The following is a 24917-nucleotide window of genomic DNA, read 5'->3' on the forward strand; positions in this document are numbered from 1 at the left end:
TGGCCGGCTCAGCACCCTCTGCTCAGCGGAGAATCGGCAGTACGTCGTCCTCCCATGCCTGCGACACCGTACACCGCGGTGTCGGCGGACCCATCGGGCCGTAGCCCAGCCGGATCACCATCTGGGCGTGGGCCCGCCGGTCGTCGTGCGGCGCGGACACGAGCTGCTCGCGCAGGTCGGGCCACTCCAGCGCCTGATGCAGCAGTGACGCCCGGACGCCGTGGGCAGTCGCCACCAGCAGGACGCGTTCCAGGGCCTGCCCGGCGCGCAGCCAGTCCGCGCGCCGGTCGTGCGGGGTGGACAGCACCGCGATCGTCGGCCGGGCCTCGAAGGGGCGGGCGGACAGGGCGCCCGAGTGGCGGTGGGCGGCGAAGTCCCGCATGGGGATGTGGTCGCGGTAGTCCTGAGCTCCGACGGCCGTCGGCGGAATGCCGAGCCCGGTGTGGTCCGGTGCCCGGACCCAGCGGCGGCTCTCCGCGGACCGGTCCGGGTCGGCCGAGGTGCGCTGCTCCCCCTCCCACGACAGCCGCAGCAGCCGGTCGACGGCGTCGGGCTCGGGCCGGCCGAGCACGGCACCCTCGGTGTGAGCGGCCTCGGCGAGCTCGCCCAGTACGGAGCCGGGGAGAGGCCGGTCGGAGAACGGCAGCCGGCTGCTGCGCCGGCGCCACAGGGCGTCGTACAGATGAGGGGCCGTCGAAAAGCGGGCCGGGCCGCCCAGCCGTACGGTCGCGAGCAGGCCGGGTTCGTCGGGGCGGGGCAGCAGCCGGGTCACCGGCTCCCGGCCGAAGTGCGCCACAGCGACACGGAGATTGAACAGCGCGCAGCCCACGGACATGTGCAGGGCGCGCCCCGACGGGTCGGCATGGCGCAGGCCGCGCTCGGCCGCCGCCCGGATCTCCAGCGCGCCGCCGTCCGGATCGAGGCGGAACCGCCAGGGCTGGGTGTTGTGGATCGAGGGCGCGGCCGAAGCCGCCGAGACGAGCGTCTCCAAGGTCGGGATGCCGGGCACCGCAGTGGGCATGAGGGCTCCTCCCCGCCCCGCACCGAACGACGGTGGGGCGGCTCGACGACCTCCCCAGGGTGGCCCGCGCGGCACGGGACAGGGCATGGGCCGTACGGCCCGGCAGCGCGGCCGGAGGGCCCAACGGCCCGCCGGGCGGCCGCGGTTCGGATCAACGTGCGCCGGGACGGTTCAACGGCTCGCCGGATCGGCGCCGGTTCGGCGTGCGGGTCGTGCGGGCGTACGGCACAGCCGCGGCTCCCGTCACTGCGCCGGACGTTCACCCGTCGGCTCGGACTGCTCCAGGTGCGTGGCGAGCACGGCGGCCTGGACACGTCGCTGGACGCCCAGCTTGGCCAGGAGCCGCGAGATGTGGTTCTTGACCGTCTTCTCCGACAGGTACAGCTTCTGGCCGATCTCGCGGTTGGTGAGACCGTCTCCGATCAGCGCGAGGATCTCCCGCTCGCGCGGGGACAGCCCCGCGAGCTCCGGCGCTTCGGTCGGCGCCTCGGCGGGTTCGGTGCGCAGGGAGCGCATCAGCCGGGCCGTCGTCGCGGGGTCGAGCATGGACTGCCCCGAGGCGACCGTCCGCACCGCCGACACCAGGTCCGACCCGCGGATCTGCTTGAGCACATAGCCGGACGCCCCGGCCATGATGGCGTCGAGCAGGGCGTCCTCGTCGTCGAACGACGTCAGCATCAGACAGGCCAGCTCCGGCATCCGGCTGCGCAGCTCGCGACAGACGGAGATGCCGTCGCCGTCCGGGAGACGTACGTCCAGCACGGCCACGTGCGGGCGGACGGCCGGGGCCCGGACCAGCGCGTGCTCGACGTTCTCCGCGTCACCGACGACAGAGATGTCCGGCTCGGCGTCCAGCAGGTCGGACAGCCCGCGCCGGACGACTTCGTGGTCGTCCAGCAGGAAGACGCGGATCGGGTCCTGCGCGGTGAAGGTGCGTGCCTCGGTCATGTGGACCCCTGCTTCCCCGGGTGTGACGGACCTGCGGGCCGTCCTGACGACGATCATCACGCGCCAGGGTCTCGGCCACTAGGGCCGATCGGCCCAACTCGTTCCCTTGACGCGCCCTGACCGGACCCTTCGCACCGGCGTCGGCCGCTGACGGTGGTGCGTGTGGTGAGACCTTGCTGCCGGTGTTCGTCTTCCATTCTGCCCCTCAGGGGTGCGCCGGACGGGGAACGCGTGCGGCGCACGGCCTCACGCCGAGGTGTCCTGCCCGTCCAGCTCGAACACCACGTCCACAACCCCCTCCACCGCCCGCACCAGCCGTGCCGCCACCGGTACCAGCGATGTGTCCCTGATCCGGCCGCCCAGACGCACGACGCCGTCGAGGACCTCGACGCGTACCGCCGATCCAGGAACCGGGAAGAGGTAGGCCACGACCTCCCGCCGCACCTCCTCCGCGATCTCCTCGTCGTCCCGCAGAAACACCTTCAGCAGGTCGACCCGGCTGACGACACCCTCCAGGCGTCCGTCCGCGTCGACCACGGGCAGGCGCTTGACCCTGGCCCGCGCCATGGTCCGGGCGGCCTGTGCGAGCGTTGTGTCGGCCGCGACGGTGAGGGCGGGACGGGTCATCAGCTCTCCCGCGGTCACCGAACCGGCCTTCGCCAGGTCGGACAGGCGGCGCAGCTGCGTGTACCGGTCGGGGTCGCTGTCCCGGAACTCCTCCTTGGGCAGCAGATCGGCCTCGGAGACGACCCCGAGGACCCGGCCGCCGCCGTCCACCACGGGCAGCGCGCTGACCTTGCGGTCCTGCAGAGTCCGCACGATGTCCTTGAACACGGCGTCGCGGCCGACGACGGCGACGTCACGCGTCATCACGTCACGCACGATGTGCGGGGCTCCGGGCACGATGACTCCTCGAACTCCTCGAACGATCCGGTCCGTACGGCGCGGGCCCGAGCGCGGTCAGCGCACGGTCCCGCTGCCGTACGGGGCGTACAGGTCCAGCAACCGGACACGGGCAGCCTGCAACCGGTGGGCCACGACCTCGCCCACCCACCGGGCGATGCTCCGGCCGAACTCGGGGTCGCTCTGGCACGTCGCCTGCACCGCGCCGGCGTCGAACTCGTACGCTCGCAGCGGCGAGGCCGCTTCCGCACCCAGGTGCCAGACGTGCGGTGGGTACAGCCAGGACCAGCCGAGGAGTTCGTTGTGGCCGAGCGAGTCGATGACGGCGGCCCGGCGGCCGGGCACACGCATGTCGAGGTCGACCGTACCGGTCCGGATGATCCAGAACCGGTCGGCGTGCCCGCCCTCCTCGAAGAGCCGGGCGCCCTGCGGGAACGACACCTCCCGGGCGATCCGCAGCAGCCGTTCCCGGTGCTCGGCAGGCAGCGCCCGCGGCATGCTCGTCGATGCGGGTGCGTTCATGGCGTGCCTCCAGGTCGGGCGTACGGAGCTACCACCACCAGCGTGAGCACGCGCGACCGCCGGAACCATGGGCCACCCGGCCCCAGGACCGGGCCACCCGGCGGCCCGCAGGAGCCCTTCGGCACCCTGTGCGGCCGGGCAGACCGTCGTTCGATGATGGGGCAGGGGGAGCCACTCGGCGAAGCCGGCACGGAGAGAGCAGATGCCACGGAGAGAGGCGAGGAGAGGGGCGGAAATCATGCGCATCGTCGTCACCCTCGGCGGCAACGCGCTGCTGCACCGCGGTGAGCGCCCCGACGCGGACATCCAGCGCACCAACATCGTCCGCGTCGCCACCGCGATCGCCGCCTTGGCCCACGACCACGACCTCGTCCTCACGTACGGCAACGCACCCCAGCTCGACCTCCTCGCCGCCCAGAGCACGGCCGACGCGGCCCTCACCGCCCCCTACCCGTTGGATCTGCTCGGCGCCCAGACCCAGGGCATGATCGGCACCCTCCTGGTGTGCACTCTGCGCGACGTGCTGCCCGGACGCAGGGTCGTCACGCTCCTCACGCACACCCGGGTACGCGCCGACGACCCCGCCTTCGAAGATCCCACAGAGCTGGTCGGGCCCATCTATCCCGAGAAGCCGGCCCGGTTCCTGGCGGCGAGGTACGGCTGGCACATGGCCGAGGACCGCCACGGCTGGCGGCGCCTGGTCCCCGCGCCCTCGCCCGAGCGGATCCTGGAGATCGACACCGTCCGGGCGCTGGTGGAGGCGGGGACCGTGGTGGTGTGCGCGGGCGGTGGAGGCGTCCCCGTCGTCGCCGACTGGGCCACCGGAGCCCTGCACGGCGTGGAGGCCGTCGTGGACAAGGACCTGGCGGCCGCCCGGCTGGCAGAGGACCTGAAGGCGGACTTCCTGCTCGTGCTGACCGACGTGCCGAACGTCTACGCCGGCTACGGCACCCCCGACCAGCGGCCCGTCCTCGACGCCACGCCCGCCGAACTGCGCGACGCTCACTACCCGCACGAGTCGATGGGCCCCAAGGCCGAGGCCGCCGCCCTGTTCGTGGAGAACACCGGCCAGCTCGCAGCGATCGGGGCACTGGACGCGGCGTACGAGATCGTGCACGGCCGTTCCGGCACACTCGTGCGCCCAGATCTGCCGGTCGCCTGACTCACGGTCACCTTTCCCGGCACCACTTCCGGTACGCCGCCACGGCAGTCGGCAGCGTCGGGAAGATGAGCTCCTGGCCCACCGAGTCCGCGAGCCCGTACGCCGCCAGGTCGTCCAGGAGATCCTGCTTCACCCGGGCCAGGGCGAAGACGATGCCCCGGCGGGTCAGCTCGCGGCGCAAGTCGTCGACCGCGTCCAGGGCGGTGATGTCGACCTCCACATTGGCCTCGGTGTTGAGGACGAACCAGAGGACTGGGCCGCTCTGTTCGTCGACGGCGGCGAGGGCGCGGCGGTGGAAGTCCTCGGCGTTGGCGAAGAAGAGCGGTGAGTCGTAGCGGTAGACGAGCAGTCCGGGGATGGTGCGGGCTTGCGGATAGTCGTCGACGTCGTGCATACCGGCCACTCCGGGGACCAGCCCCTCGACGGCGTCGTGCGGCCGGGCCACCCGGCTCAGCAGTTCGGCCACGGACAGCCCCACGGCGACCAGCACGCCGTACAGCAGATCCAGGGTGAGCACGCCGACCAGGCAGCCGACCGCCAGCAGCAGTTCCCGCCGCCGGAAGGCGGCCAGCCGGGCGAAGCCCGCAAGGTCCATCATCCGGACCGCCGCGTACACCACCAACGCGCCCAGCACAGCCGACGGCGTGCGGGTCAGCAGCGGGCTGAGGAACAGCAGCACGGCGAGCACCGCCACGCCCGCCACCAAGGAGTACGCCTGGCTGCGGGCGCCCGCCGAGGAGGCGAGCGCGGTGCGGCTGGCACTGCTGCTCACGGGGAAGCCCTGCAGCCAGCCGGCGCCGAGATTGCTCGCACCCAGCGCCAGGAACTCCTGGTCGGCGTCGAGGCGGCCGTCCTCGTCGTCGCGATCCGCTCGTCCAGCGAACGCGCGTGCGGTGAGGATGAAGTCCGTGTAGGCGACGAGCAGAACACCCAGCGCGGGCAGCACCAGCTGCGGCAGCCTGCTCAGGTCGGGCGCCGCCACGGACGGCAGCCCGGCCGGGACCTCGCCGATGACCTTGATTCCGTATCTGTCGTCGAGATCGAAGGCGGCCACGGCCGCGGTGCCCAGCACCACCGCCAGCAAGGGACCCGGCACGGCCCGCAGCAGCCACGCCGAGGTGAACAGGAACGCGATCGTGATCGCGGCGAAGGCTACCGTCGCCGGCTGCGCCTGCGCCAAGTGCCGTACGAATGACCACAGTTGCGGGAAGAATTCCGAGCCCTCCGTGTCCACGCCGGTGAGCTTGGGCAGCTGATCCACGATCATGATCAGGGCCACGCCCGCCAGATAACCGATCAGGACCGGGCGGGACAGCAGGTCGGCGACGAAGCCCAGACGCAGCACCCGGGCCGCCAGGCACAGCAGGCCGACCGTCACGGCGAGGGCGGCGGCCAGCGAGGCATAACGCTCGGGGTCCGCGCCGGCCAGGGGGGCCACCACGGTCGCCGTCATCAGCGCGGTCGTCGACTCGGGGCCGACCGACAGCAGCCGGGACGAGCCCAGCAGGGCGTACAGACCGAGGGCGGGCAGGATCGCCCACAGCCCGGCGACGGGCGGCAGGCCGGCCACACCCGCGTATGCCATCACCTGCGGCACGAGATACGCCGCCACGGTGACACCGGCGAGCAGGTCGCCGCGCAGCCATGAGCGGCGGTAGCCGGCGAGGGCGGTGACCCCGGGGGCCAGACGGCGGATCGTGGGCATCAGGCGGTGCCACCCCGAGACGTGCCCGCCCGAGCCGTAGGACATGGGGTTCCTTTCGCCGACTGCCTTCAGGATCCGTCGCGATCGCCCTGACCGGCACGTCCGCGCGTTTCAGGTTCGGTGGCCGACAGGCCCTGAGGAAGGGGCCGTTCAGCCCCACGGACGCTGACTTTCGGCACCGGGCGACGGCATGTCCGCGCCACGACAGTGGACGGTGTCAACAAGAATCCGTCCCGAGGGGGATGAAGGCCATGGCAGTTCACGATCAACCGCACCGGCACCTGGGATTCCGTCTCCCGTCCCTGCACAGGGCCCGGACGGCCGAGGCGGCGGCCGATGCCACGGCGACGAGCGCCTATGTCTTCGCCGGTCTGCGGCTGCTGACCGGGTTCATCTTCCTGTGGGCGTTCCTCGACAAGACGTTCGGCTTCGGGTACGCCACCCAGTCCGGCAACGGCTGGATCGACGGAGGCTCGCCCACCAAGGGCTTCCTCAGTGGGGTCGCGGCCGGTCCGATGAAGTCGACGTTCCACGACTGGGCCGGGGACACCTGGGCGGACTGGCTGTTCATGCTCGGCCTGCTTGGTATCGGCGTGGCGCTGATCCTGGGCATCGGTCTGCGCCCGGCCGCAGTCGCGGGCACGCTCATGATGGCGCTGATGTGGATCGCGGAATGGCCGCCGGCCAAGCATCTGTCCGACGGGTCGCCGAGCATGTCGACCAACCCGTTCGCCGAGTACCACGTCGTATACGCCGTCGTCCTGATCGCTCTGGCCGCCGTTGGCGCAGGCGCGGTCTGGGGACTCGGCAAGGCATGGGCGCGACTTCCCATCGTCGAACGCCACCCCTGGCTGCGGTGAAGGAGAGGGGCTGTTGGGCCGGTCGGTCCCGGCCGGGGACCAGCGGCCCCTGCAGCAGCGACACGCCAGACACGACGCTGGTGACAGATCCCCGATCAGGAGGCAGAACCATGATCCGCACTGTTGTCGTAGGCCTCGACGGCTCGTCCGAAAGCCGGGCCGCGGCCGAGTGGGCGGCCCGCGAGGCGAAGCTGCGCGGCCTGCCGTTGAAGATCGTCCATGTCTGGGAGCCCGTTCCGGAACCCATGGCACAGGCCCCGCTCCTCGGTGTCGAAACCCAGCAGCACTGGAGCGAGCGGGTGCCACGCGAGGCAGCCGAGGGGATCAGGCTGCGCCACCCCGGGGTCGAGGTGACCACCGAGCACCTGACCGGAGGGTCGGCCGACACCTTGGTCAAGGCGGCCGCGGACGCGGAACTGCTGGTCCTCGGCTCGCGCGGACTCAGTGGGTTCGGCGGGTTCATGGTCGGATCGGTCGGCCTCTCCGTCGTGGCGCACGTCGAGCGGCCCGTCGTCCTCGTCCGAGCCGGAGAACAGGCCGCGGACGAGCACGAGCCGGACTCGGTGGGCATCCCGTCCGCCGCCACGCCCTACCGGCCCGTCGTTCTCGGCCTCGACGCGGCGAGCCCCGACGACGCGGTGATCGAGTTCGCCTTCGAGGAGGCCGCCCGCCGTGAGACAGGCCTGCGGGTGATCCACGGCTGGAACCTGCCCCCGTACTACGTCTACGGCCTCTCCGCCGACACCCAGCTGCACGACGAGATCGCCCGGCAGCAGGCCGCCGCCCTGGCGGAAGCCCTGCGGCCCTGGCGCCTGAAGTACCCGAGCGTCGAGGTAACCGAGGAGACCCCGTCCGGCAGTCCCGCCATCCGGTTGGTGGACGCCTCCCGCGAGGCCTGCCTGGTCGTCGTCGGCCGTCGCATCCGCCGCAGCCCGATCGGCGCTCACATCGGCCCCGTCACCCATGCCGTCCTGCACCACGCCACGGCCCCCGCCGCGGTCGTTGCCCACAACTGACCTCTATCTCTCATCCCCTTGTGAGGAGTTGACCCAATGAAGGCAGCGGTCGTCCGAGCCTTCGGCGAGCCCCTGGTCATCGAGGACCGCCCCGACCCGGAACCCGGCCCCGGCCAGGTCCGCATTCGCGTCGAGGCCTCCGGGCTGTGCCACACCGACATCCACGCCGCCCACGGCGACTGGCCCGTCAAGCCCAACCCGCCCTTCGTGCCCGGCCATGAGGGTGTCGGCCTCGTCGAGAAGCTCGGCGACGGCGTCACCCACCTCGGCGTCGGACAGCGGGTCGCCGTGCCGTGGCTCGGGAAGGCCTGCGGGCGGTGTGAGCACTGCCTGTCCGGCTGGGAGACGCTGTGCGAGCAGCAGATCAACACCGGCTACGGGTGCGACGGCGGATACGCCGAGAAGATGCTCGCCTGGGCCGACTTCGCCCAACCGGTACCGAAGGGTGTCACCGCCGTCGACGCCGCCCCGCTGACCTGCGCCGGCGTCACCACGTACAAGGCACTCAAGGTCGCCGACGTGCGGCCGACCCAGCTTGTCGCGATCTCCGGGATCGGCGGGCTCGGTCACCTGGCCGTGCAGTACGCGAAGATCGCCGGGGCCACCGTCGCGGCCATCGACGTGACCGACGAGAAGCTGGAACTCGCCGCCGAACTCGGCGCCGACCTCGTGATCGACGCCCGCAAGCACGACGTCGGCGAGGTGCTCAAGCGGTACGGCGGCGCCCACGCGGCCATCGCCCTCGCCGTGAACGAGGACGCGTTCGCAGCCATCAACTCGGGGCTGCGACGCGGCGGCAAGCTCGTCATGGTCGCCCTGCCCGCCCACGGCACCGTGCACGTCCCGATCTTCGAGACGGTCCTGAACGGGACGAGCGTGATCGGTTCGATCGTCGGCACCCGGCAGGATCTCGCCGAGGTCTTCCAACTGCACGCGGCCGGCCGCACCCGTGTCATCTGCGAGACCCGCCCGCTCGACTCCGTCAACGAGTCCATCGAGGACGTCCTGCGCGGGCAGGTCAAGGCTCGCATCGTGTTCGACCTCGGCGCGGGGCGGTGAGGGCGGTGGACCTGTCGATCGTGGTCGGCGTGGACGGCTCCGAGCCCAGCCTGCGCGCCACGGACTGGGCGTCCGACGAGGCCGCGCTGCGAGGCGTGCCCCTACGGGTGGTGTACGCCTGCCTCTGGGAGCGCTATGAGGGTGCCGCGCTGGCCAAGGACCTCGGCAAGCCCTCCACGCAGGCGCTGCCCCAGGAGATCACCGGTGCCGCTGTCCGACGGGCTCAAGCCCGGCACCCCGATCTGAAGGTGACGGCCGATGTGGTGTTCGAAGAGCCTGAGTACGCCCTGGTGAGGGAGAGCCGGAACGCCTCCGCGCTGGTAGTCGGCAACCGCGGCCGCAGTGGCCTCGCCGCGGCGTTGCTCGGCTCGGTCAGCCTGACGGTCGCCGCGCACGCCCACTGCCCGGTGATCGTGCTGCGCGGCAGCCATGACAACCAGGCCACGCCCCCGGTCCACGGGCGCGTCGTCGTGGGCGTCGGTGAGGAGGCCGAGGACTCGGCCGCCGTGCGCTTCGCTTACGAGGAGGCCCGACGCCGCGGGGTCCCCCTGGAGGCCGTACGGGCCTGGCGGTGTCCTGCGCACGAGACGAGCGACCACCCCTTGCTGGCCGACACACCCGCCCGGCTGCACGAGCAGCACGCCGAGGAGACCCTATCGGCGGCACTGAGCGATGCCCCGGCGGACGTGGAGCTGCACCGTCGTACCGTCGAGGGCCACGCCCGCCGCGTGCTGGTGGACGCCTCGCACGGCGCCGACCTCCTGATCGTTGGCGCCAAGCGCCGCGCCGGACACCTCGGGCTCCAGCTCGGCCGCGTCGCCCACGCGGCATTGCACCACTCAGCCTGCCCGGTCGCCGTCGTACCGCAGCAGGCGTGAGCGCCGTGCCCGGCTCGGAGACGCGGTCTGCCTCGGCAGGGCCGATGCGTGCCACCCGCGGGTTGAGGTGCTCGGTGACCCCTTCGGTGGTGCCGCCCTTGCCCGCAATGTCCCCGCCGCCGCGTCTTGTCGGCCTTCCGACCGGCCATGTGGCCTCCCACCGACCGTCGACCTCCGTCGACGACGCACTCGACGACTTTCGGAGTCACCGATGCCCGAGCTCGAACACCAGGACAGCACCCTTCTGACCGACGACGAGCTGCGCACCCTGGACGCCCACTGGCGGGCCGCCAACTACCTGGCTGCCGGACAGATCTATCTGCTGGCCAACCCGCTGTTGCGGGAGCCGCTGCGGGCGGAGCACATCAAGCCGCGGCTCCTCGGCCACTGGGGCACGTCGCCCGGCATGAACCTCGTGTACACCCACCTCAACCGCGTGATCAAGAAACGAGAACTGGACGCCCTGTGCGTGTGGGGCCCGGGGCATGGCGGGCCGTCGGTGCTCGCCGGGTCCTGGCTGGACGGCAGCTACAGCGAGACCTACCCGGACGTCTCGCGTGACGCGGAGGGCATGGGACGGCTGTTCCGGCAGTTCTCCTTCCCCGGCGGCGTGCCCAGCCACGTGGCGCCGGAGACGCCGGGGTCGATCCACGAGGGCGGCGAGCTCGGCTACTCCCTCGCGCACGCCTACGGCGCCGCCTTCGACAACCCGGACCTGCTGGTCGCCTGCGTGATCGGCGACGGCGAGGCGGAGACCGGACCGCTGGCCGCCTCCTGGCACTCCGACAAGTTCCTCGACCCGGTGCATGACGGAGCCGTCCTGCCGATCCTGCACCTGAACGGCTACAAGATCGCCAACCCGACCGTGCTGTCCCGGCTGCCGGAGCATGAACTGGATGCGCTGCTGCGGGGATACGGCCACGAACCCCTCCATGTCACAGGCGATGACCCGGCCACCGTGCACCGCGCCATGGCCCGTGCCCTTGACGACGCGCTCGACCGGATCGCCCTGCTCCAGCGCACTGCCCGCGAGGAAGGCATCGGCGAGCGCGCGCACTGGCCCATGATCGTCCTGCGCACTCCCAAGGGCTGGACCGGCCCCGCCGAGGTCGACGGCGTACCCGTCGAGGGCACTTGGCGCGCCCACCAGGTCCCGCTCGCGGGCGTGCGGGAAAACCCGGAGCACCTGCGGCAGTTGGAGGCATGGCTGCGTTCGTACCGGCCGGAGGAGCTGTTCCACCCGGACGGCCGGCCCGTCGCCGACGTCCTCGCCTGTGTTCCCGAGGGCTCCCGGCGGCTGGGCGCCACCCCGCACGCCAACGGCGGGCTGCTCGTCCGCGACCTGCCCATCCGCTCCCTGGACTCCTTCGCCGTACCCGTCGACAAGCCGGGCACGACCCTGCACGAGCCGACCCGCGTCCTCGGCGACCTCCTGGAACAGGTCATGAACGACACCCGCTCCCGCCGGGACTTCCGGGTCGTCGGCCCGGACGAGACCGCCTCCAACCGTCTCCAGGCCGTCTTCGGCGCCAGCGGAAAGGCCTGGCAAGCAGGCACCCTCCCCGTCGACGAGCACCTGGACCGGCACGGCCGCGTGCTGGAGATCCTCTCCGAGCACACCTGCCAGGGCTGGCTGGAGGGCTATCTCCTCACCGGCAGGCACGGGCTGTTCTCCTGCTACGAGGCATTCGTCCACATCGTGGACTCCATGGTCAACCAGCACATCAAGTGGCTGAAGACGTCGAGGGAGCTGTCGTGGCGCGCCCCGATCGCCTCCCTGAACTACCTGCTCACGTCGCACGTCTGGCGCCAGGACCACAACGGGTTCTCCCACCAGGACCCCGGCTTCGTCGACCACGTCCTGAACAAGAGCCCCGAAGTCGTACGGGTCTATCTGCCGCCGGACGCCAACACGCTCCTCTCCGTCGCCGACCATGCCCTGCGCAGCCGTGACTACGTCAATGTGATCGTGGCAGGCAAGCAGCCCTGTTTCGACTGGCTGTCCATGGACGCCGCCCGCGCCCACTGCGCGCGCGGGGCCGGCATCTGGGACTGGGCCGGCACGGAGAACGGCGGCGAACCGGACGTCGTCCTCGCCTGCGCCGGCGACGTGCCCACCCAGGAGGTCCTGGCCGCCGCCCAACTGCTCCGCCGCCACCTGCCGGAGCTGGCGGTCCGCGTGGTGAACGTCGTCGACATGACCCGCTTGATGCCGCGCGAAGAGCATCCGCACGGGATGAGCGACTTCGAGTACGACGGCCTGTTCACCCAGGACAGGCCGGTGATCTTCGCCTACCACGGCTACCCGTGGCTGATCCACCGGCTCGCCTACCGCCGCACCGGCCACCCGAACCTGCACGTGCGCGGCTACAAGGAGTCCGGCACGACGACCACACCGTTCGACATGGTCGTCCGCAACGACCTCGACCGCTACCGCCTCGTCATGGACGTCATCGACCGGGTCCCCGGTCTCGCGGTGCGGGCCGCCGCCGTACGCCAGCAGATGGCCGACGCCCGCACCCGCCACCACGACTGGATCCGCGAGCACGGCACCGACCTGCCGGAGATCGCGGAGTGGGCCTGGACCGCCTGACTGGGCTCTGGTCCCGGCGAGCCTGGCATGCCTGATGCCCCTGCGTCGAGAGGGGGCCGGACCGCCTGATCCCCGGCCTTCCATGAGGGCCGACCGGCCCACCCGGACCGCCCGGTCAGCCCCTGTGGCCGCCGTCAATTCCGCTGGACGCTCGAAGTGAACCAGAAGACCCGAAGGAGTTTCCGCGATGACGGACGACGCGCTCAGCCGGCCCACGGTCCACGCCCTGCTCGCGGACGGCACCACCGTGTGCATCCGCCCCGTACAGCGGGGCGACCACGATCAGGTGCAGGGGCTGTACGAGGAGATGTCCCCGGAGAATCTGCGCCTGAGGTTCTTCGCAGCGAGCCGCCGCTCCGCCGCGACGGCCGCCGACCGGGCCTGCGCCCAGCCACACCCGGGACACCGGGCCCTGCTGGCCGAGACCGCACGCCGGGTGATCGGCCTCGCCGAGTACGACAGCGGCGGCACCGGGGACACGGCGGAGATCTCCATCGCGGTCGCCGACGGACTTCACCACCGGGGCGTCGGCACCCTGCTCGTGGAGCACCTGGTCTCCGCGGCCCGCGCCGCGGGCATCACCACCTTCAGCGCCGACGCGCTCAGCGAGAACCACGAGGTGCTGAAGCTCTTCGCCGACCTCGGCCTGCGCACGGCCCGCCGCTTCGAGGGCCCCGAGGTGCGCTGCACCATCGCCCTCGACCAGAGCGACACCTATCTGACGGCCGTGGAGGAACGCGGCCGCGCCGCCGACGTCGTCAGTCTCGAACCGCTGCTGCGGCCGCGGACCGTCGCCGTCGTCGGCGCCGGACGCAAGCCGGGCTCGGTCGGCCGGGCGATCCTGCACCAGCTGCACGCGGGCGGCTACACGGGCCGCCTGTTCGCGGTGAACCCCGCCGCGAGCTCGATCCTCGGCGTGCCGTGCCACCCCTCGGTCGGCGCCCTGCCCAAGACCCCTGACCTCGCGGTCCTCGCCGTACCCGCCGCCGCGATCCCCGGCACCGCCGAGGAGTGCGGCAAGGCGGGCGTACGCGCCGTGCTCGTCGTCACCGCCGGCCTGGACGCCGACCAGGCCCGGGCCCTGCTGGCCACCTGCCGTGAGTACGGGATGCGCCTCGTCGGCCCCAACTGCCTCGGCATCTCCAACACCGACCCGGAGCTGCGCCTGGATGCCACGTTCGCCGCCGGTCACCCGCGCCCCGGGACGGCGGGCGTCGCCGTGCAGTCCGGCGGCGTCGGCATCGCGCTGCTCGACGGGCTGTCCCGGCTCGGCATCGGCGTCTCCTCCTTCGCCTCCCTCGGCGACAAGTACGACGTCAGCGGCAACGACATGCTCCAGTGGTGGGAGAGCGACGGCCGCACCGACCTCGCGCTGCTGCACCTGGAGTCCTTCGGCAGTCCGCGCGCCTTCTCCCGTACCGCCCGCCGCGTCACCCGCCGCCTGCCGGTCCTGACCATCGACGCCGGCCGCACCGAGGCCGGCCGTCGCGCCGCCGCCTCGCACACCGCGGCCGCCGCCACCCGCACCATGACCCGCGGCGCCCTGTTCACCCAGGCAGGCATCACCGCGACGCGCTCGGTGGGCGAACTCCTCGAAGCCGCTGCCCTGATGCACTCCCAGCCGCTGCCCGCAGGACCCCGCGTGGCCATCGTGACCAACGCCGGGGGAGCGGGTGTCCTCGCCGCCGACGCCTGTGCCGAGGCCGGTCTGCAGCTCCCGGCGCCCGGCCCCGAGTTGATTGACGACCTGCTCGACGTGCTGCCCGCGGGCGCCGCCGTCGGCAACCCCGTCGACGCCACCGCCGCCGTCACGGAGGAGCAGCTCGGCGACTGCGTGGACCGGATGATGCGGAGCGGCGGCTTTGACGCCGTCCTCGTGGCTCTCGTCCCCACCGCGGTTGCCGCGGCGACCGGCGACGACCTCGTGCGGGCCATCACCGGCGCGCCCGGCCGTCATCCCAAGCCGATCGTCGCGGTACGGCTCGAACAGGGCCTGCCCGTCGAGCTGTTGCCCGCCGTCGAGGACAGCACCATTCCCTCCTACGCCGAACCCCATGCGGCTGCCCGGGCGCTGGCCCACGCGGCCCGCCGCACCGCTTGGCTCGCCCGGCCGGCCGGGACCGTCCCCGACCTCGACGGAGTCGAGACGCAGCGCGCCCACGCCGTCGTCGACGCCTATCTCGACCGGCACCCCGACGGCGGCTGGCTGGACCCACGCGAGTGCGCCGAACTCCTCGGCTGCTACGGCATTCCCCAGCTCGCCTGGGCCTGGGCGGACACCGAGGACGACGCCGTCCTCGCCGCCGACCGGCTGCGCGGTGCCGACGGCCGGGTCGTGATGAAGGGGCACTGGCCGGGACTGGTGCACAAGACCGCCGAACACGCCGTCCATCTCGACCTGAGGGGCGACCACCAGGTCCGCGCCGCCTTCCGGGACCTGGAGACCCGGTTCGCCGCCCTGCTGGAGGGCGTCGTCATCCAGCCACTCGCCGACCGCGGCACCGAGCTGTTCGCCGGCGTTGTCCAGGACCAGGTCTTCGGCCCCCTCGTCCTGTTCGGGCTCGGCGGCACCGCGACGGAGATCCTCGCCGACCACGCGGCCCGGCTCGCCCCGCTCACCGACCACGACGTCCACGACCTGATCACGGCCCCGCGCTGCGCCCCGCTCCTGCTCGGCGCTGGGGGTACCCCCTCTGGGGGAGGCGCCCGGCCCGTCGACCTCCAGAGCCTCGAACAACTGCTGCTGCGGCTGTCCCGCATGGCGAGCGACCTGCCGCAGCTGGCAGAGGCCGACTTCAACCCCGTTCTCGCGACACCGGGCGGAGTCACCGTGCTCGATGCGCGCGTACGTCTGCTGCCCCGCAGGCCCCAGGATCCGTATCTGCGCCGACTCCGCTGAGGAGGGACAACCATGAAGCACAACAAGGTCGGCTCCGTGATGACCACGGAGGTCGTCCGCGCCGAGTACGGCACCCCGTTCAAGGAGGTCGCCAGGCTGCTCGGTGACCACCGCATCAGCGGACTGCCGGTGGTCGACGAGGACGAGAAGGTCATCGGCGTCATCTCGGAGACGGACCTTATGGTCCGGCAGGCCGAGACGCCCGACCCGGTCGAGCCGAAGAAGCGCTTCCGCTTCGACCGGCTGACCCGCGCCGGGCGTCGGCGGGCCGTGAAGGCCCAGGCCCGCACCGCCGGCCGACTGATGACCGAGCCGCCCATCACGGTCCACGCCGACGACACCATCGTCGAGGCCGCCCGCACCATGGCCCAGCACCACATCGAACGGCTCCCCGTCCTCGACGAGGAGAACAGGCTCGTCGGCATCGTCACCCGCCGCGACCTGCTCCAGGTCTTCCTGCGGCCCGACGCGGCCATCCGCGCCGAGGTCGTCGACGAGGTGATCGTGCGGGCGCTGTGGCTGCCACCGCGCAGCATCGCCGTGTCGGTGGCCGAGGGCGTGGTCACACTCCTCGGACAGATGGAACGCAAGAGCGAGACGGAGATCGCCGTCTCCATGACCCGCCAGATCGACGGCGTCGTCGCGGTCGTCGACAAGCTCACCTACCGGCTGGACGACTCCCACCTCCGGCCCGACGAGCAGGCACTGCACGGCATCGCCGACGAGTGGCTGCGCAAGCTGTGACTGTGATGTGAAGGGAGGCGGAGCACCATGACCACCAAGGTGCTGGTCGCCTATGGGACGACGAACGGATCGACCGCGCAGATCGCCGAGGCCGTGGCCGAGGTCCTGCGCAAGGAGGGCCTCGCCGCCGAGGCGATGCCGGCCCGCACCGTCGAGCGCGTCTCGCCGTACGACGCCGTCGTGGTCGGCGGTGGACTGTACGCCGGACGCTGGCACAAGGACTCCCGCCGGTTCCTCCGCCGACACCGCCGCGAGTTGGCCGAACGTCCGTTGTGGCTGTTCAGCAGTGGGCCGCTGGACCCATCGGCGTCGGAGCGGGACATCCCGCCCGTGCCCGGCCTGAAGCGCGCGATGAACCGGTTCGACACCAGGGGGCACGTCACCTTCGGCGGCTGCCTGGAGGAGGGCGCCAAAGGGTGGGTCGCCCGGATGATCATCAAGAACGGAAAGGACGGCGACTTCCGGGACTTCACCCAGATCGAGGACTGGGCACGGACTGTCGCCGACGAACTGGTGGCCAAGGGCTGAGCAAGGCTCAGCAGGGCAGGAACGGTCACGGAAGGCGTGCATCATGTCCCTGTCGTACGAGGGTCCGGGCCGCGTCTCCCGCGTGCGTGCGGGTCGGGCCGCGTCTCCCGCGTGCGTGCGGGCCGGCTGCTCTCCACCTGGCCCGCGCCGCCTCCCTGGCGCCTTCACCGCACAAGAGCCAGTCGTGGCTCTTCGCCGAGGACGGCCGCGACCACGGCTTCGAGGTGCATGTGCACGGCGGGCGGCGGATGATGCTGACCGACCCCGACGGGCGGGAGGAGGTCATTGCCTGCGGGGCCGCCCTGATCAACGTGCGGATCGCCGTACGCGGGCTGGGCTTCCGGCCCGCCGTCGACCTCCTGCCCGAACCGGGCAACTCCAACTACCTGGCCCACGTGGGTTACGCGGCCCATGCCCCGGCCACGCCCGAAGAGACCCGGCTGGCTCGCGCGATGCCCCGCCGCCACACCCACCGCGGGCCTTTCGGACCTGAGCCGGTACCCGACACCCTCCGCTACGAACTGCGCGACCACGCCCGCACCGAGGGGGCCGACCTGCGGATCATCGACGAACCGGAGCAACTCCGGCTGCTCGCCGACTTCGTGCGTGCCGCCGAGGACCGCCAACGCGCGGATCCGTGCCACACCGCCGAGATCTTCCGGTCCGTCGGCAGGGACGGGGTGCCCGTCGAGGCATGCCGTCACCATCCTGACGCCACCCTGCTCGCCGGCCGTGACTACCTCGGGTTCGCCCGGTACTACGCCCGGCCGAGCCGCCGGTGGATCTCACGCACGGGGACCGTCGCCCTGCTGTCCACCCCTTACACCCAGCCCCTCGAACTGCCCGAGCCGCGGGCGGAGATCCGGACGCACCTCGTCGGTGGCCGCTTCCCTCAGCTGGTGCTGCGCCTTGGCCGTCCGCCGCGCACATGGTGCACACGGCGTCGCCCGCCCGCCGAGGTACTGGTCCACGACGGCGTTCCGGTCCAGTGGAGCCGCTGACCCGGACCGGGCGACTCTGCCTGCGCTGGGCACTCTGCTCAGGCGCCGCAGTTGCGTGGCCGAAGCCCTGGCTGCTCGCACTCAGCCACGGGTTGGGGCAACAGTTTCCTGGTCGGGCAACGGTCCGCAGAGGCGGCCATGGCCATCCTGTTGCAGCAGCGTGGGGAGTGGCGCGGCTTGGTGGAGCGTCCGCTTTGGGAGCGGGAGGCCGTGGTGCAGTCTCATCGGTCGATGGCCTCCAGCAGTGGCGGGTCTCATCCGCACGACAGCCGATGGGTTTCGGTGGCCGGACCGGCGCGGCACCCCGGCGCTGCGCGACTGTGGCGGCCTGGCTGCGTCGCCTGCCGGCCTGTTGGTGTGACTCCGTCCGTGGTCTCGTGTCCGAGGGCCAGCCGTCCCAGGGCCCGCCAGTCCGTCGGCGGCTTTGCGCGGGGCACTCCCGGGCGGTGGCGGGGTACCCGGACGCGGAGGGCGCCCGGCGCGATGCGGCAGGTGACGGGGGTGGGCAGCAGGAGGGCCTCGCCGTCCACGCCGACCGCGATCTCGGGCGCGTCGGCGTCGACGACGACCTCGTCGGCGGTCAGCGCGGTGAGTCCACGCCCGTGTCGGCCGCGTAGCAGGCTGGCCGCCTGGGCGGCGTTGTCGACCGTGACTCCGACGACGCCGAGGACGCCGGTGTCCAGCTGTGGGCGGCGGCCCATACCGGCCGGATCCCCCAGCTGATACGGGTTGTTGCTGATGAGCACCGCCTGGGGAGCGTCGATGATCGTGTTGCCGGCGCGGACCGTCAACCGTGGGCCGGTGTGATGGGTCAGCAGGTCCGGGAGCCGTTGCAGGATGGTGCGCACCTTGTCGTCGCGGTACTCGGCGCTCTGCACGACCTCCGCGTACACGCCGAAGGAAGCGTTGTTGACGAAGACACGGTCCGCGATGAATCCGAGGTCTACGCGGAGTTCGACTCCGTCGGTGAGGGCGTCGAGGCACGTCGAGGGGTCGTTGCGGTCCAGGCCGAGATCGAGTGCGAAGTGGTTGCGCGTGCCGGCCGAGATCACCATGAAGGGGACGTCGTGCTGTGCGGCCACTCTGGCGACCAGTGCCTGCGTGCCGTCCCCGCCGGCGACTCCCAGCAGGTCGGCTCCGTCGACCACGGCTCGGCGCGCGAGTTCCGCGACGTCCTGCGGATGAGCGGGGTCGAGTACGGCGACCTCGGCACCGAGCGCCCGGGCGCGGTCGGCGAGGTGGAACCTGCCCACTTTGCCGCCACCTGAGCGGGGGTTCATGACGAGGAACGGAGCGGTGGGCGCTGGAGCCTCGTGATGCTGTGGGCCACCTGGCCGGCCGTCCGCGCTGAGGGCGGCCCGTCCCGTCAGCAGGGCTAGGCCCCACAACCCGAGGGTCAGCAGGGTGGCCCACAGCAGGCCGACCGCCGCGTAGTGCAGCAGCACGGCGAGGGGGAGCAGTGCGGCGAGTGTGGCCGCGAGTACCCGGAGCAGCCCGTGACGGGCGAGGGCCCACCACAGCGCGGCCGCGGTGGCGGCGAGCCCGGCCAGGCCGAACCCCAGCAACGCGAGGCTCCGGGCCCCGGCCACCGCCAGCAGGAAAGCGATCGCGGCCGCCGCGACCAGCAGCGACAAACGCGCCCTCCACTTCGGGGACGGCCGACGGCGGCGTTCGATCGCACCAGCTGTTCGAGCTGAGCTCCTCGTCTTGGGCACATGGCCCATGCGACTGCCCGTGCCCGGCCCGTACATCACCCAGCGAGGGTGATCTCGCGGCAGCGCGACCGTGTGGACGATGCCGGTAAGGAGGTCCGGCCATGACCACGATGAACGACCATCCACTGTCCCCGGCCGAACGCGCGGCGCGCGGCAAGGCGGCACGCGCCCGGCTGCCACGGTCCGGCCACGCCGCCTTCGAGTCGGACGAGAAGCGGCCGGATCCCATCGAGATCATCGAACGGCAGTCCGCCACCCGCGTTCCCGAGCTGGTTCCGGTCCGGTACGGCCGGATGCTCGAATCGCCGTTCCGCTTCTACCGCGGAGCCGCGGCGATCATGGCGTCCGATCTCGGTGCCGCACCACACACAGGGCTCACCGTCCAGCTGTGCGGTGACGCGCATCTGCTCAACTTCCGGCTCCTCGCCTCCCCGGAACGCCATCTCGTCTTCGACATCAACGACTTCGACGAAACCCTGCCGGGCCCCTTCGAGTGGGACGTCAAGCGGCTCGCCGCCAGTTTGGTGATCGCCGGCCGGGCCAACGCGTTCTCGGCGAAGGAGTGCGGCGCCGTCGTCCGTGCCTGCGTGCAGTCCTACCGCGACCGTATGCACTCGCTCGCCGGGATGCGCACGCTCGATGTGTGGTACGCGCGGGACGACCTCGACCAAGCCGCGGCGATCCTGTCCGAGCGGCTGGACAAGGGCGTCGAGCGGCGGGTCGCCCGGGCATCGGCCAGGGCTCGTACCCGGACCAGCCTTGAGGCGGCCGGGAAGCTGACCAGAGTGGTGGACGGAACGCACCGCATCATCTCGGATCCCCCGTTGATCACGCCGCTGGACGAGCTGCTGCCCGGCACGGAACGCGACGAGCTGGAGCAGACCCTGCGCTCGCTGGTCGCTGCTTACGCGCGCACCCTCTCTTCGGAGCGGCGGTACCTCCTGAGCCGGTTCCACGTGGTCGACACGGCACGCAAGGTGGTCGGGGTCGGCAGCGTCGGCACTCGTTGCTGGATCGTCCTGCTGCTGGGCCGCGATGATGAGGACCCGCTGCTGTTGCAGGCCAAGGAGGCCGGCGAGTCGGTCCTCGCGCCCCACTGCGGGGCGAGCGTGTACGACAATCAGGGCGAGCGCGTGGTGGCCGGGCAGCGGCTGATGCAGGCCGCCAGCGACATCTTCCTCGGCTGGGAGCGCGTCACGGGGATGGACGGCCGCGAACGCGACTTCTATGTACGGCAGCTGAGGGACTGGAAGGGCATCGCACGGCCCGAGACCATGGACCCCGCGACCCTGAGTCTCTTCGGCCGGTGGTGCGGCGCCTCACTGGCCCGGGCGCACGCCCGCTCGGGCGACCCCATCGCCATCAGCGCCTACCTCGGCCGGAGCGACGCCTTCGACCGGGCTCTTCTGGAGTTCGCCCACGCCTATGCCGATCAGAACGAACGCGACCACCATGCGCTGGCTGATGCGGTAGCGAGCGGACGCGTCACGGCGAGGAGCGACCTGCCGAGCTGAGGGGACACGGATCCCTGAAGCAGCGGCACCCATGAAACTTGCGTGCGGCGTCCTCACTCCACCGGCCGGTCCAGCCTGCCGAGCCGGTGCCGTTCCGCCTTCTCCGGGACAGGGGCACCCTCGCGCAGCTCACGACCTTCACGTGCGGCGGCACGCTGGTACCAGCGGCCGTACCGTTCGGCGAGCGCCACGGCCGACACGCCGTGCAACAGGACGCTGAGGCCGACGGTGACGGCGACCACGCGGCCCAGCGTCTGCGTCCCCGGAACGTGCTCCTCCACCACGAGCAGTCCCAGCACGACGGACGCGAGACCGCGCGGGCCGAACCACCCGACGTACGCGACCGTCGGCGGCCGCAGCCTGCTCCCCACCAGGGAAAGGGCCACCGGGAGCACCCGCACGACCGTCAGACTGAGCACGGCGTACAGCACGATCCGCCAGGTCAGATCCTCAAGTGCCGGCCCGAGGAGTACCGCCCCGAAGACCAGCAGGCTGATCGACGCCAGCAGACCGCCGAGGTTCTCGGCGAAGCCCGCGGTCCTGTCCCGGCTGTCTGCCTCGGCATCGGCATCGGCCGGGAAGTGCCGCAGCGCGTAGCCGAAGGCGAACCCGGCGACCCAGGCTGCGATGAAGCCGCTGCCGTCGGTGAGGACGGCCAGCTGGTACGAGGCGGCGGCGACGGCGAGGACGTAGACCTGCCGCCACTCGCGTGTGACCCACCCTCGGGCCCGTGCCGCCTGCAGCAGCCGTCCGCACGGGCCGCCGATCAGCAGGCCGAGGGCGGTGCTGAGCAGCAGTGCGCGCCAGAAGGTGCCCGCGACGCCTTCGTGCGCGTAGGACGTGCCGGGGATGGCGGCGAGGAAGACGACGAAGAACGGCAGCACCATGCCGTCGTTCAGGCCGCTTTCCACATTGAGGCCCTGGCGGACCAGCGGCGGCACATGGGGGTCGGAGATGGCGGTCTTGCCCAGCGCGGCGTCGGTGGGTGCGAGGATCGCGCCCACCAGAGCCAGCTCCCAGGCCGTCAGCCCCGGCAGCAGCGGCCACGCCAGCAGCCAGCCCGCCGCGATGCTCAGCGGCAGGCCGATGCCGAGCAGGCGGCCCGGCAGGAAGCCATCCGTGGCCAGGTCGCGTCGCCGGACGGTCATGGCGTCGGTGAAGAGCACCAGGGTCAGGGCGGCTTCCAGCAGGGGCGTGATGAAGGCGCCGTCGTGTTTCAGGTCGGTCAGGTCGAGGACGGCGGGGCCGATCAGGATGCCGCAGCCGGTGAACACGATGGCCGAGGAGACCGGAGTGGCGGCCAGTCGGCGTGATCCGAGGGCGTACGCGGCGGTGACGCCTGCGACCGCCACCCCGGCCCAGGCGTCACCGCTCATGGTGCGGCCCTCCGTTCGGTTCCTCGCACTGCACCCGCGGGGCTAGTCGCGCAGGAACGCGCCCGCGGCCTCCTTCTCCAGGTCCGCGAAGGGCCGGCCGCTGACATCGACCACGACGTGGCGGATGGTGCCGCCCAGGAAACGGAACGGCGGGTCGTAGTCACCGGAGACGGCCTGGCCGCTGTCCCGGCCCACGCACAGGCCCTCGCCGTCCAAGGCGAACATCCCGGGCTGGGTCCTGATGCGGATGCGTCCGACTTCGCGCTCGTCGGCGCGCAGGGCCAGCGTCCCGACCGTGAGCCCGTTCTCTTTCTGGCCGTCGGCGCGGAAGGAGGCGGACAGGATGTGGTCGCCCACCGGGATCCGGCCGGGCGAGGCGACCTTCTGTTCCATCCGGCCGAGCCAGTTGTAGACGTAGTGCAGCCGCCCGTCGAGCAGGTACAGGCTGTGGCCGCCGAACCGGCCGCCCTGGGCGAAGAGCACACCACGGGCCTCGGGGGTGTCGAGGTGGACGTCGGCCGCGATGGTGTAGGACCGGCCGCGGATGTTGGCCGCCACCGATTCCGGTACGTCGGCGCAGTCGGGGTAGTACACGTAGCGGTCGCGGGGCTTGGACAGCTGCGGCCGTGGCGTGCTGAAGATCTCGATCGCCGTACGGTCGTCCAGTGGCAGCCCGTGGTACCGCTCGGCCTCCTGCTCCCACAGCCGCTTGAGCTCGGCCAGCTTCTCCGGATACTCGGCGGCGAGGTCGCGGGCCTCGGAGCGGTCCTCACGCAGGTGGTACAGCTCCCACCGGTCGTCGTCGAAGGTGCCCCAGCCGGACGGCGCGGGCGGGTGCAGGGCGGAGGCGTGCCAGCCGTCGTGCCAGATGCCCCGGGTGCCGAGCATGACGTAGAACTGGGTGTCCCGCGGGTCGGGTGCCTGGGGGTTCTCCAGCACGGGACGCAGGCTCGCGCCCTGGAGGGGAGCCTGCGCGTAGCCCTTGACCGTCGTGGGCGGTTCGACGCCGAGCAGGTCGTACAACGTCGGCACGATGTCGATGGCGTGCACGTACTGGTGGCGCAGCTCGCCGGCGGCGCGGAGACCGGCGGGCCAGGACAGGAACATCGGGTCGGCGACGCCACCCTCGTACGACGCCCACCGCTTCCAGTACTTGAACGGGGTGTCGAAGGCCCAGGCCCATCCCGTCGGGTAGTGGTTGTACGTTTTCGGGCTGCCCAGGTCATCCAGGTGCCGGAGGTTGTCCTCCAGGCTGTCCGGGACGCCGTTGAAGAAGTTGTTCTCGTTCAGGGAACCGTTCGGGCCGCCCTCGCCGCTCGCGCCGTTGTCGGACACCACCACCGTGACGGTGTTCTCCAACTGCCCCGATTCGTCGAGGTAGTCCAGCACCCGGCCCAGCTGTGCGTCGGTGTAGGAGACGAATCCGGCGAAGACCTCCGCCATGCGCACGAAGAGCCGCTTCTCGCCCTCGTCGAGGGTGTCCCACGGGCGGACGAACTCGCCCGCAGGCCACGGCTTCCCGCCCGGCCCCAGCACATGCGGCTCACCGTGCGGGTTGACCGGGGTCAGTTCGGTGCCCTCGGGCATCAGGCCCAGCTCGATCTGCCGGCGCAGGGTCAGCTCCCGGTAGACCTCGTAGCCGTCGTCGAACACCCCCCGGTACCTGTCCGCCCACTCGCGCGGGACATGGTGCGGAGCGTGTCCCGCGCCGGGGCACAGATAGGTGAGCCAGGGTTTGTCCGGGGCGATGACCTTGGCGTCGCGGATGAACTCGATGGCCCGATCGGCCAGGTCCCTCGACAGGTGGTAGCCGTGGTCGGGGGTCTCCCTCACCTCGTAGGGATGGTTGTCGTAGACGAGCTCCGGGTAGTACTGGTCGGTCTCGCCGCCGAGGAAGCCGTAGAACCGTTCGAAGCCGCGGGCGAGCGGCCAGTGGCGCTTGGCGGAGGCCATGTTCGACTCCTCCGCCGGGCACAGATGCCACTTGCCGACGCAGTAGGTGTTCCAGCCCCGCTCGACCAGCACCTCGGCCAGGGTGGCGTTCTCCGGTGGCATCCGCCCATTGCAGCCGGGGAAGCCGCTGCCGACCTCGGTGACGCAGGCCATGCCGTTGCTGGTGGCGTTGCGGCCCGTCAACAGGCACGACCGGGTCGGTGAGCACAGGGCGGTGGTGTGGAAGTTCGTGAACCGCACCCCCGCGTCCGCGATGTGGCGCATCGCCGGGGCCTCGACCCGCCCCCCGAAGAAGTCGAAGGTTCCGAAGCCCACGTCGTCCCACACGATGTAGAGGACGTTGGGCGCCACGTCCGGCGCCTGCGGCTCCCGGTACGGCTCCCAGTCGGGCACGGAGTCGCGGATGTCCTGCGCGATCCGTCCCCGGAACTCACGCGCCATGTCGGCCTCCTCGGCGGCGTCTGGGTCCGTGTCCATCGCAGCAGGAAACGATCGGCCGGTCCTCACCCGCTCGGGGTGA

19 protein-coding genes are annotated in these 24917 nt (G+C 71.8%); 11 read left to right on the forward strand and 8 right to left on the reverse strand.

Features of this window, described 5'->3' with window-relative positions:
- Positions 1–22: 22 nt before the first annotated feature.
- The 4 genes from ACIBAG_RS15165 to ACIBAG_RS15180 form a co-directional block, all read right to left on the reverse strand.
- Positions 23–1021 carry an Acg family FMN-binding oxidoreductase gene (locus tag ACIBAG_RS15165; protein WP_399104996.1) on the reverse strand — a complete coding sequence of 333 codons (999 nt, stop codon included), beginning with the start codon at positions 1019–1021 and terminating at the stop codon, positions 23–25.
- 243 nt (positions 1022–1264) lie between these two features.
- Positions 1265–1969: a response regulator gene (locus ACIBAG_RS15170; RefSeq protein ID WP_399104998.1), complete on the reverse strand. Its 705-nt coding sequence runs from the start codon at positions 1967–1969 to the stop codon at positions 1265–1267.
- A gap of 246 nt (positions 1970–2215) precedes the next feature.
- Complete coding sequence (locus tag ACIBAG_RS15175; RefSeq protein WP_399105000.1) at positions 2216–2872, reverse strand: CBS domain-containing protein; 657 nt, start codon at positions 2870–2872, stop codon at positions 2216–2218.
- A 57-nt stretch (positions 2873–2929) separates the two neighbouring features.
- On the reverse strand, positions 2930–3394 hold the full coding sequence (locus tag ACIBAG_RS15180; protein ID WP_399105002.1) for a cyclic nucleotide-binding domain-containing protein: 465 nt from the start codon (positions 3392–3394) through the stop codon (positions 2930–2932).
- A 238-nt stretch (positions 3395–3632) separates the two neighbouring features.
- On the opposite strand from ACIBAG_RS15180, the gene ACIBAG_RS15185 reads away from it, so the two are divergent.
- Positions 3633–4556, forward strand: a complete 924-nt coding sequence (locus tag ACIBAG_RS15185; protein ID WP_399105004.1) for a carbamate kinase — start codon at positions 3633–3635, stop codon at positions 4554–4556.
- A gap of 7 nt (positions 4557–4563) precedes the next feature.
- Here the strand turns inward: ACIBAG_RS15185 and ACIBAG_RS15190 are convergent, their stop codons facing one another.
- Positions 4564–6306, reverse strand: a complete 1743-nt coding sequence (locus tag ACIBAG_RS15190) for a SulP family inorganic anion transporter (protein ID WP_399105006.1) — start codon at positions 6304–6306, stop codon at positions 4564–4566.
- Between the two features lie 206 nt (positions 6307–6512).
- Between ACIBAG_RS15190 and ACIBAG_RS15195 the strand changes: the two genes are divergently transcribed.
- The 9 genes from ACIBAG_RS15195 (at position 6513) to ACIBAG_RS15235 (ending at position 17839) form a co-directional block, all read left to right on the forward strand.
- Complete coding sequence (locus ACIBAG_RS15195) at positions 6513–7121, forward strand: hypothetical protein (protein WP_399105008.1); 609 nt, start codon at positions 6513–6515, stop codon at positions 7119–7121.
- Between the two features lie 110 nt (positions 7122–7231).
- Positions 7232–8137 (forward strand): universal stress protein, encoded by a 906-nt coding sequence (locus tag ACIBAG_RS15200; RefSeq protein ID WP_399105010.1) that lies wholly within the window; start codon positions 7232–7234, stop codon positions 8135–8137.
- A 36-nt stretch (positions 8138–8173) separates the two neighbouring features.
- The gene (locus ACIBAG_RS15205) at positions 8174–9196 is read left to right on the forward strand and encodes a zinc-dependent alcohol dehydrogenase (protein ID WP_399105012.1); all 1023 of its coding nucleotides are present in this window, start codon (positions 8174–8176) and stop codon (positions 9194–9196) included.
- Between the two features lie 5 nt (positions 9197–9201).
- Positions 9202–10074, forward strand: coding sequence for a universal stress protein (locus tag ACIBAG_RS15210; protein WP_399105014.1), 873 nt, complete (start codon positions 9202–9204; stop codon positions 10072–10074).
- Positions 10075–10285: 211 nt separating this feature from the next.
- Positions 10286–12667, forward strand: a complete 2382-nt coding sequence (locus tag ACIBAG_RS15215; protein ID WP_399105016.1) for a phosphoketolase — start codon at positions 10286–10288, stop codon at positions 12665–12667.
- Between the two features lie 187 nt (positions 12668–12854).
- Complete coding sequence (locus ACIBAG_RS15220; protein WP_399105018.1) at positions 12855–15566, forward strand: GNAT family N-acetyltransferase; 2712 nt, start codon at positions 12855–12857, stop codon at positions 15564–15566.
- Positions 15567–15578: 12 nt separating this feature from the next.
- Positions 15579–16310 (forward strand): CBS domain-containing protein, encoded by a 732-nt coding sequence (locus tag ACIBAG_RS15225; protein WP_399105020.1) that lies wholly within the window; start codon positions 15579–15581, stop codon positions 16308–16310.
- Between the two features lie 27 nt (positions 16311–16337).
- Entirely contained in the window at positions 16338–16838 is a 501-nt protein-coding gene (locus ACIBAG_RS15230; RefSeq protein ID WP_399105022.1) for a flavodoxin domain-containing protein, read from the forward strand.
- 86 nt (positions 16839–16924) lie between these two features.
- On the forward strand, positions 16925–17839 hold the full coding sequence (locus tag ACIBAG_RS15235; RefSeq protein ID WP_399105024.1) for a hypothetical protein: 915 nt from the start codon (positions 16925–16927) through the stop codon (positions 17837–17839).
- A gap of 254 nt (positions 17840–18093) precedes the next feature.
- Here ACIBAG_RS15235 and ACIBAG_RS15240 read toward each other — a convergent pair whose 3' ends face one another.
- Positions 18094–19473, reverse strand: coding sequence for a diacylglycerol/lipid kinase family protein (locus ACIBAG_RS15240; RefSeq protein WP_399105026.1), 1380 nt, complete (start codon positions 19471–19473; stop codon positions 18094–18096).
- A 182-nt stretch (positions 19474–19655) separates the two neighbouring features.
- Here ACIBAG_RS15240 and ACIBAG_RS15245 point away from each other — a divergent pair, with 182 nt between their 5' ends.
- Positions 19656–21068 (forward strand): DUF2252 domain-containing protein, encoded by a 1413-nt coding sequence (locus ACIBAG_RS15245; protein WP_399105028.1) that lies wholly within the window; start codon positions 19656–19658, stop codon positions 21066–21068.
- Positions 21069–21121: 53 nt separating this feature from the next.
- On the opposite strand, the gene ACIBAG_RS15250 is transcribed toward ACIBAG_RS15245, so the two are convergent.
- A complete protein-coding gene (locus tag ACIBAG_RS15250; protein ID WP_399105030.1) occupies positions 21122–22444 on the reverse strand; it encodes a cation:proton antiporter in 1323 nt (440 codons plus the stop codon).
- Between the two features lie 42 nt (positions 22445–22486).
- Complete coding sequence (locus ACIBAG_RS15255; protein ID WP_399105032.1) at positions 22487–24874, reverse strand: arylsulfatase; 2388 nt, start codon at positions 24872–24874, stop codon at positions 22487–22489.
- Positions 24875–24917 lie beyond the last annotated feature (43 nt).

Origin of the sequence: Streptomyces sp. NPDC051243 (genome assembly GCF_044455405.1) — a bacterium.
GTDB lineage: Bacteria > Actinomycetota > Actinomycetes > Streptomycetales > Streptomycetaceae > Streptomyces.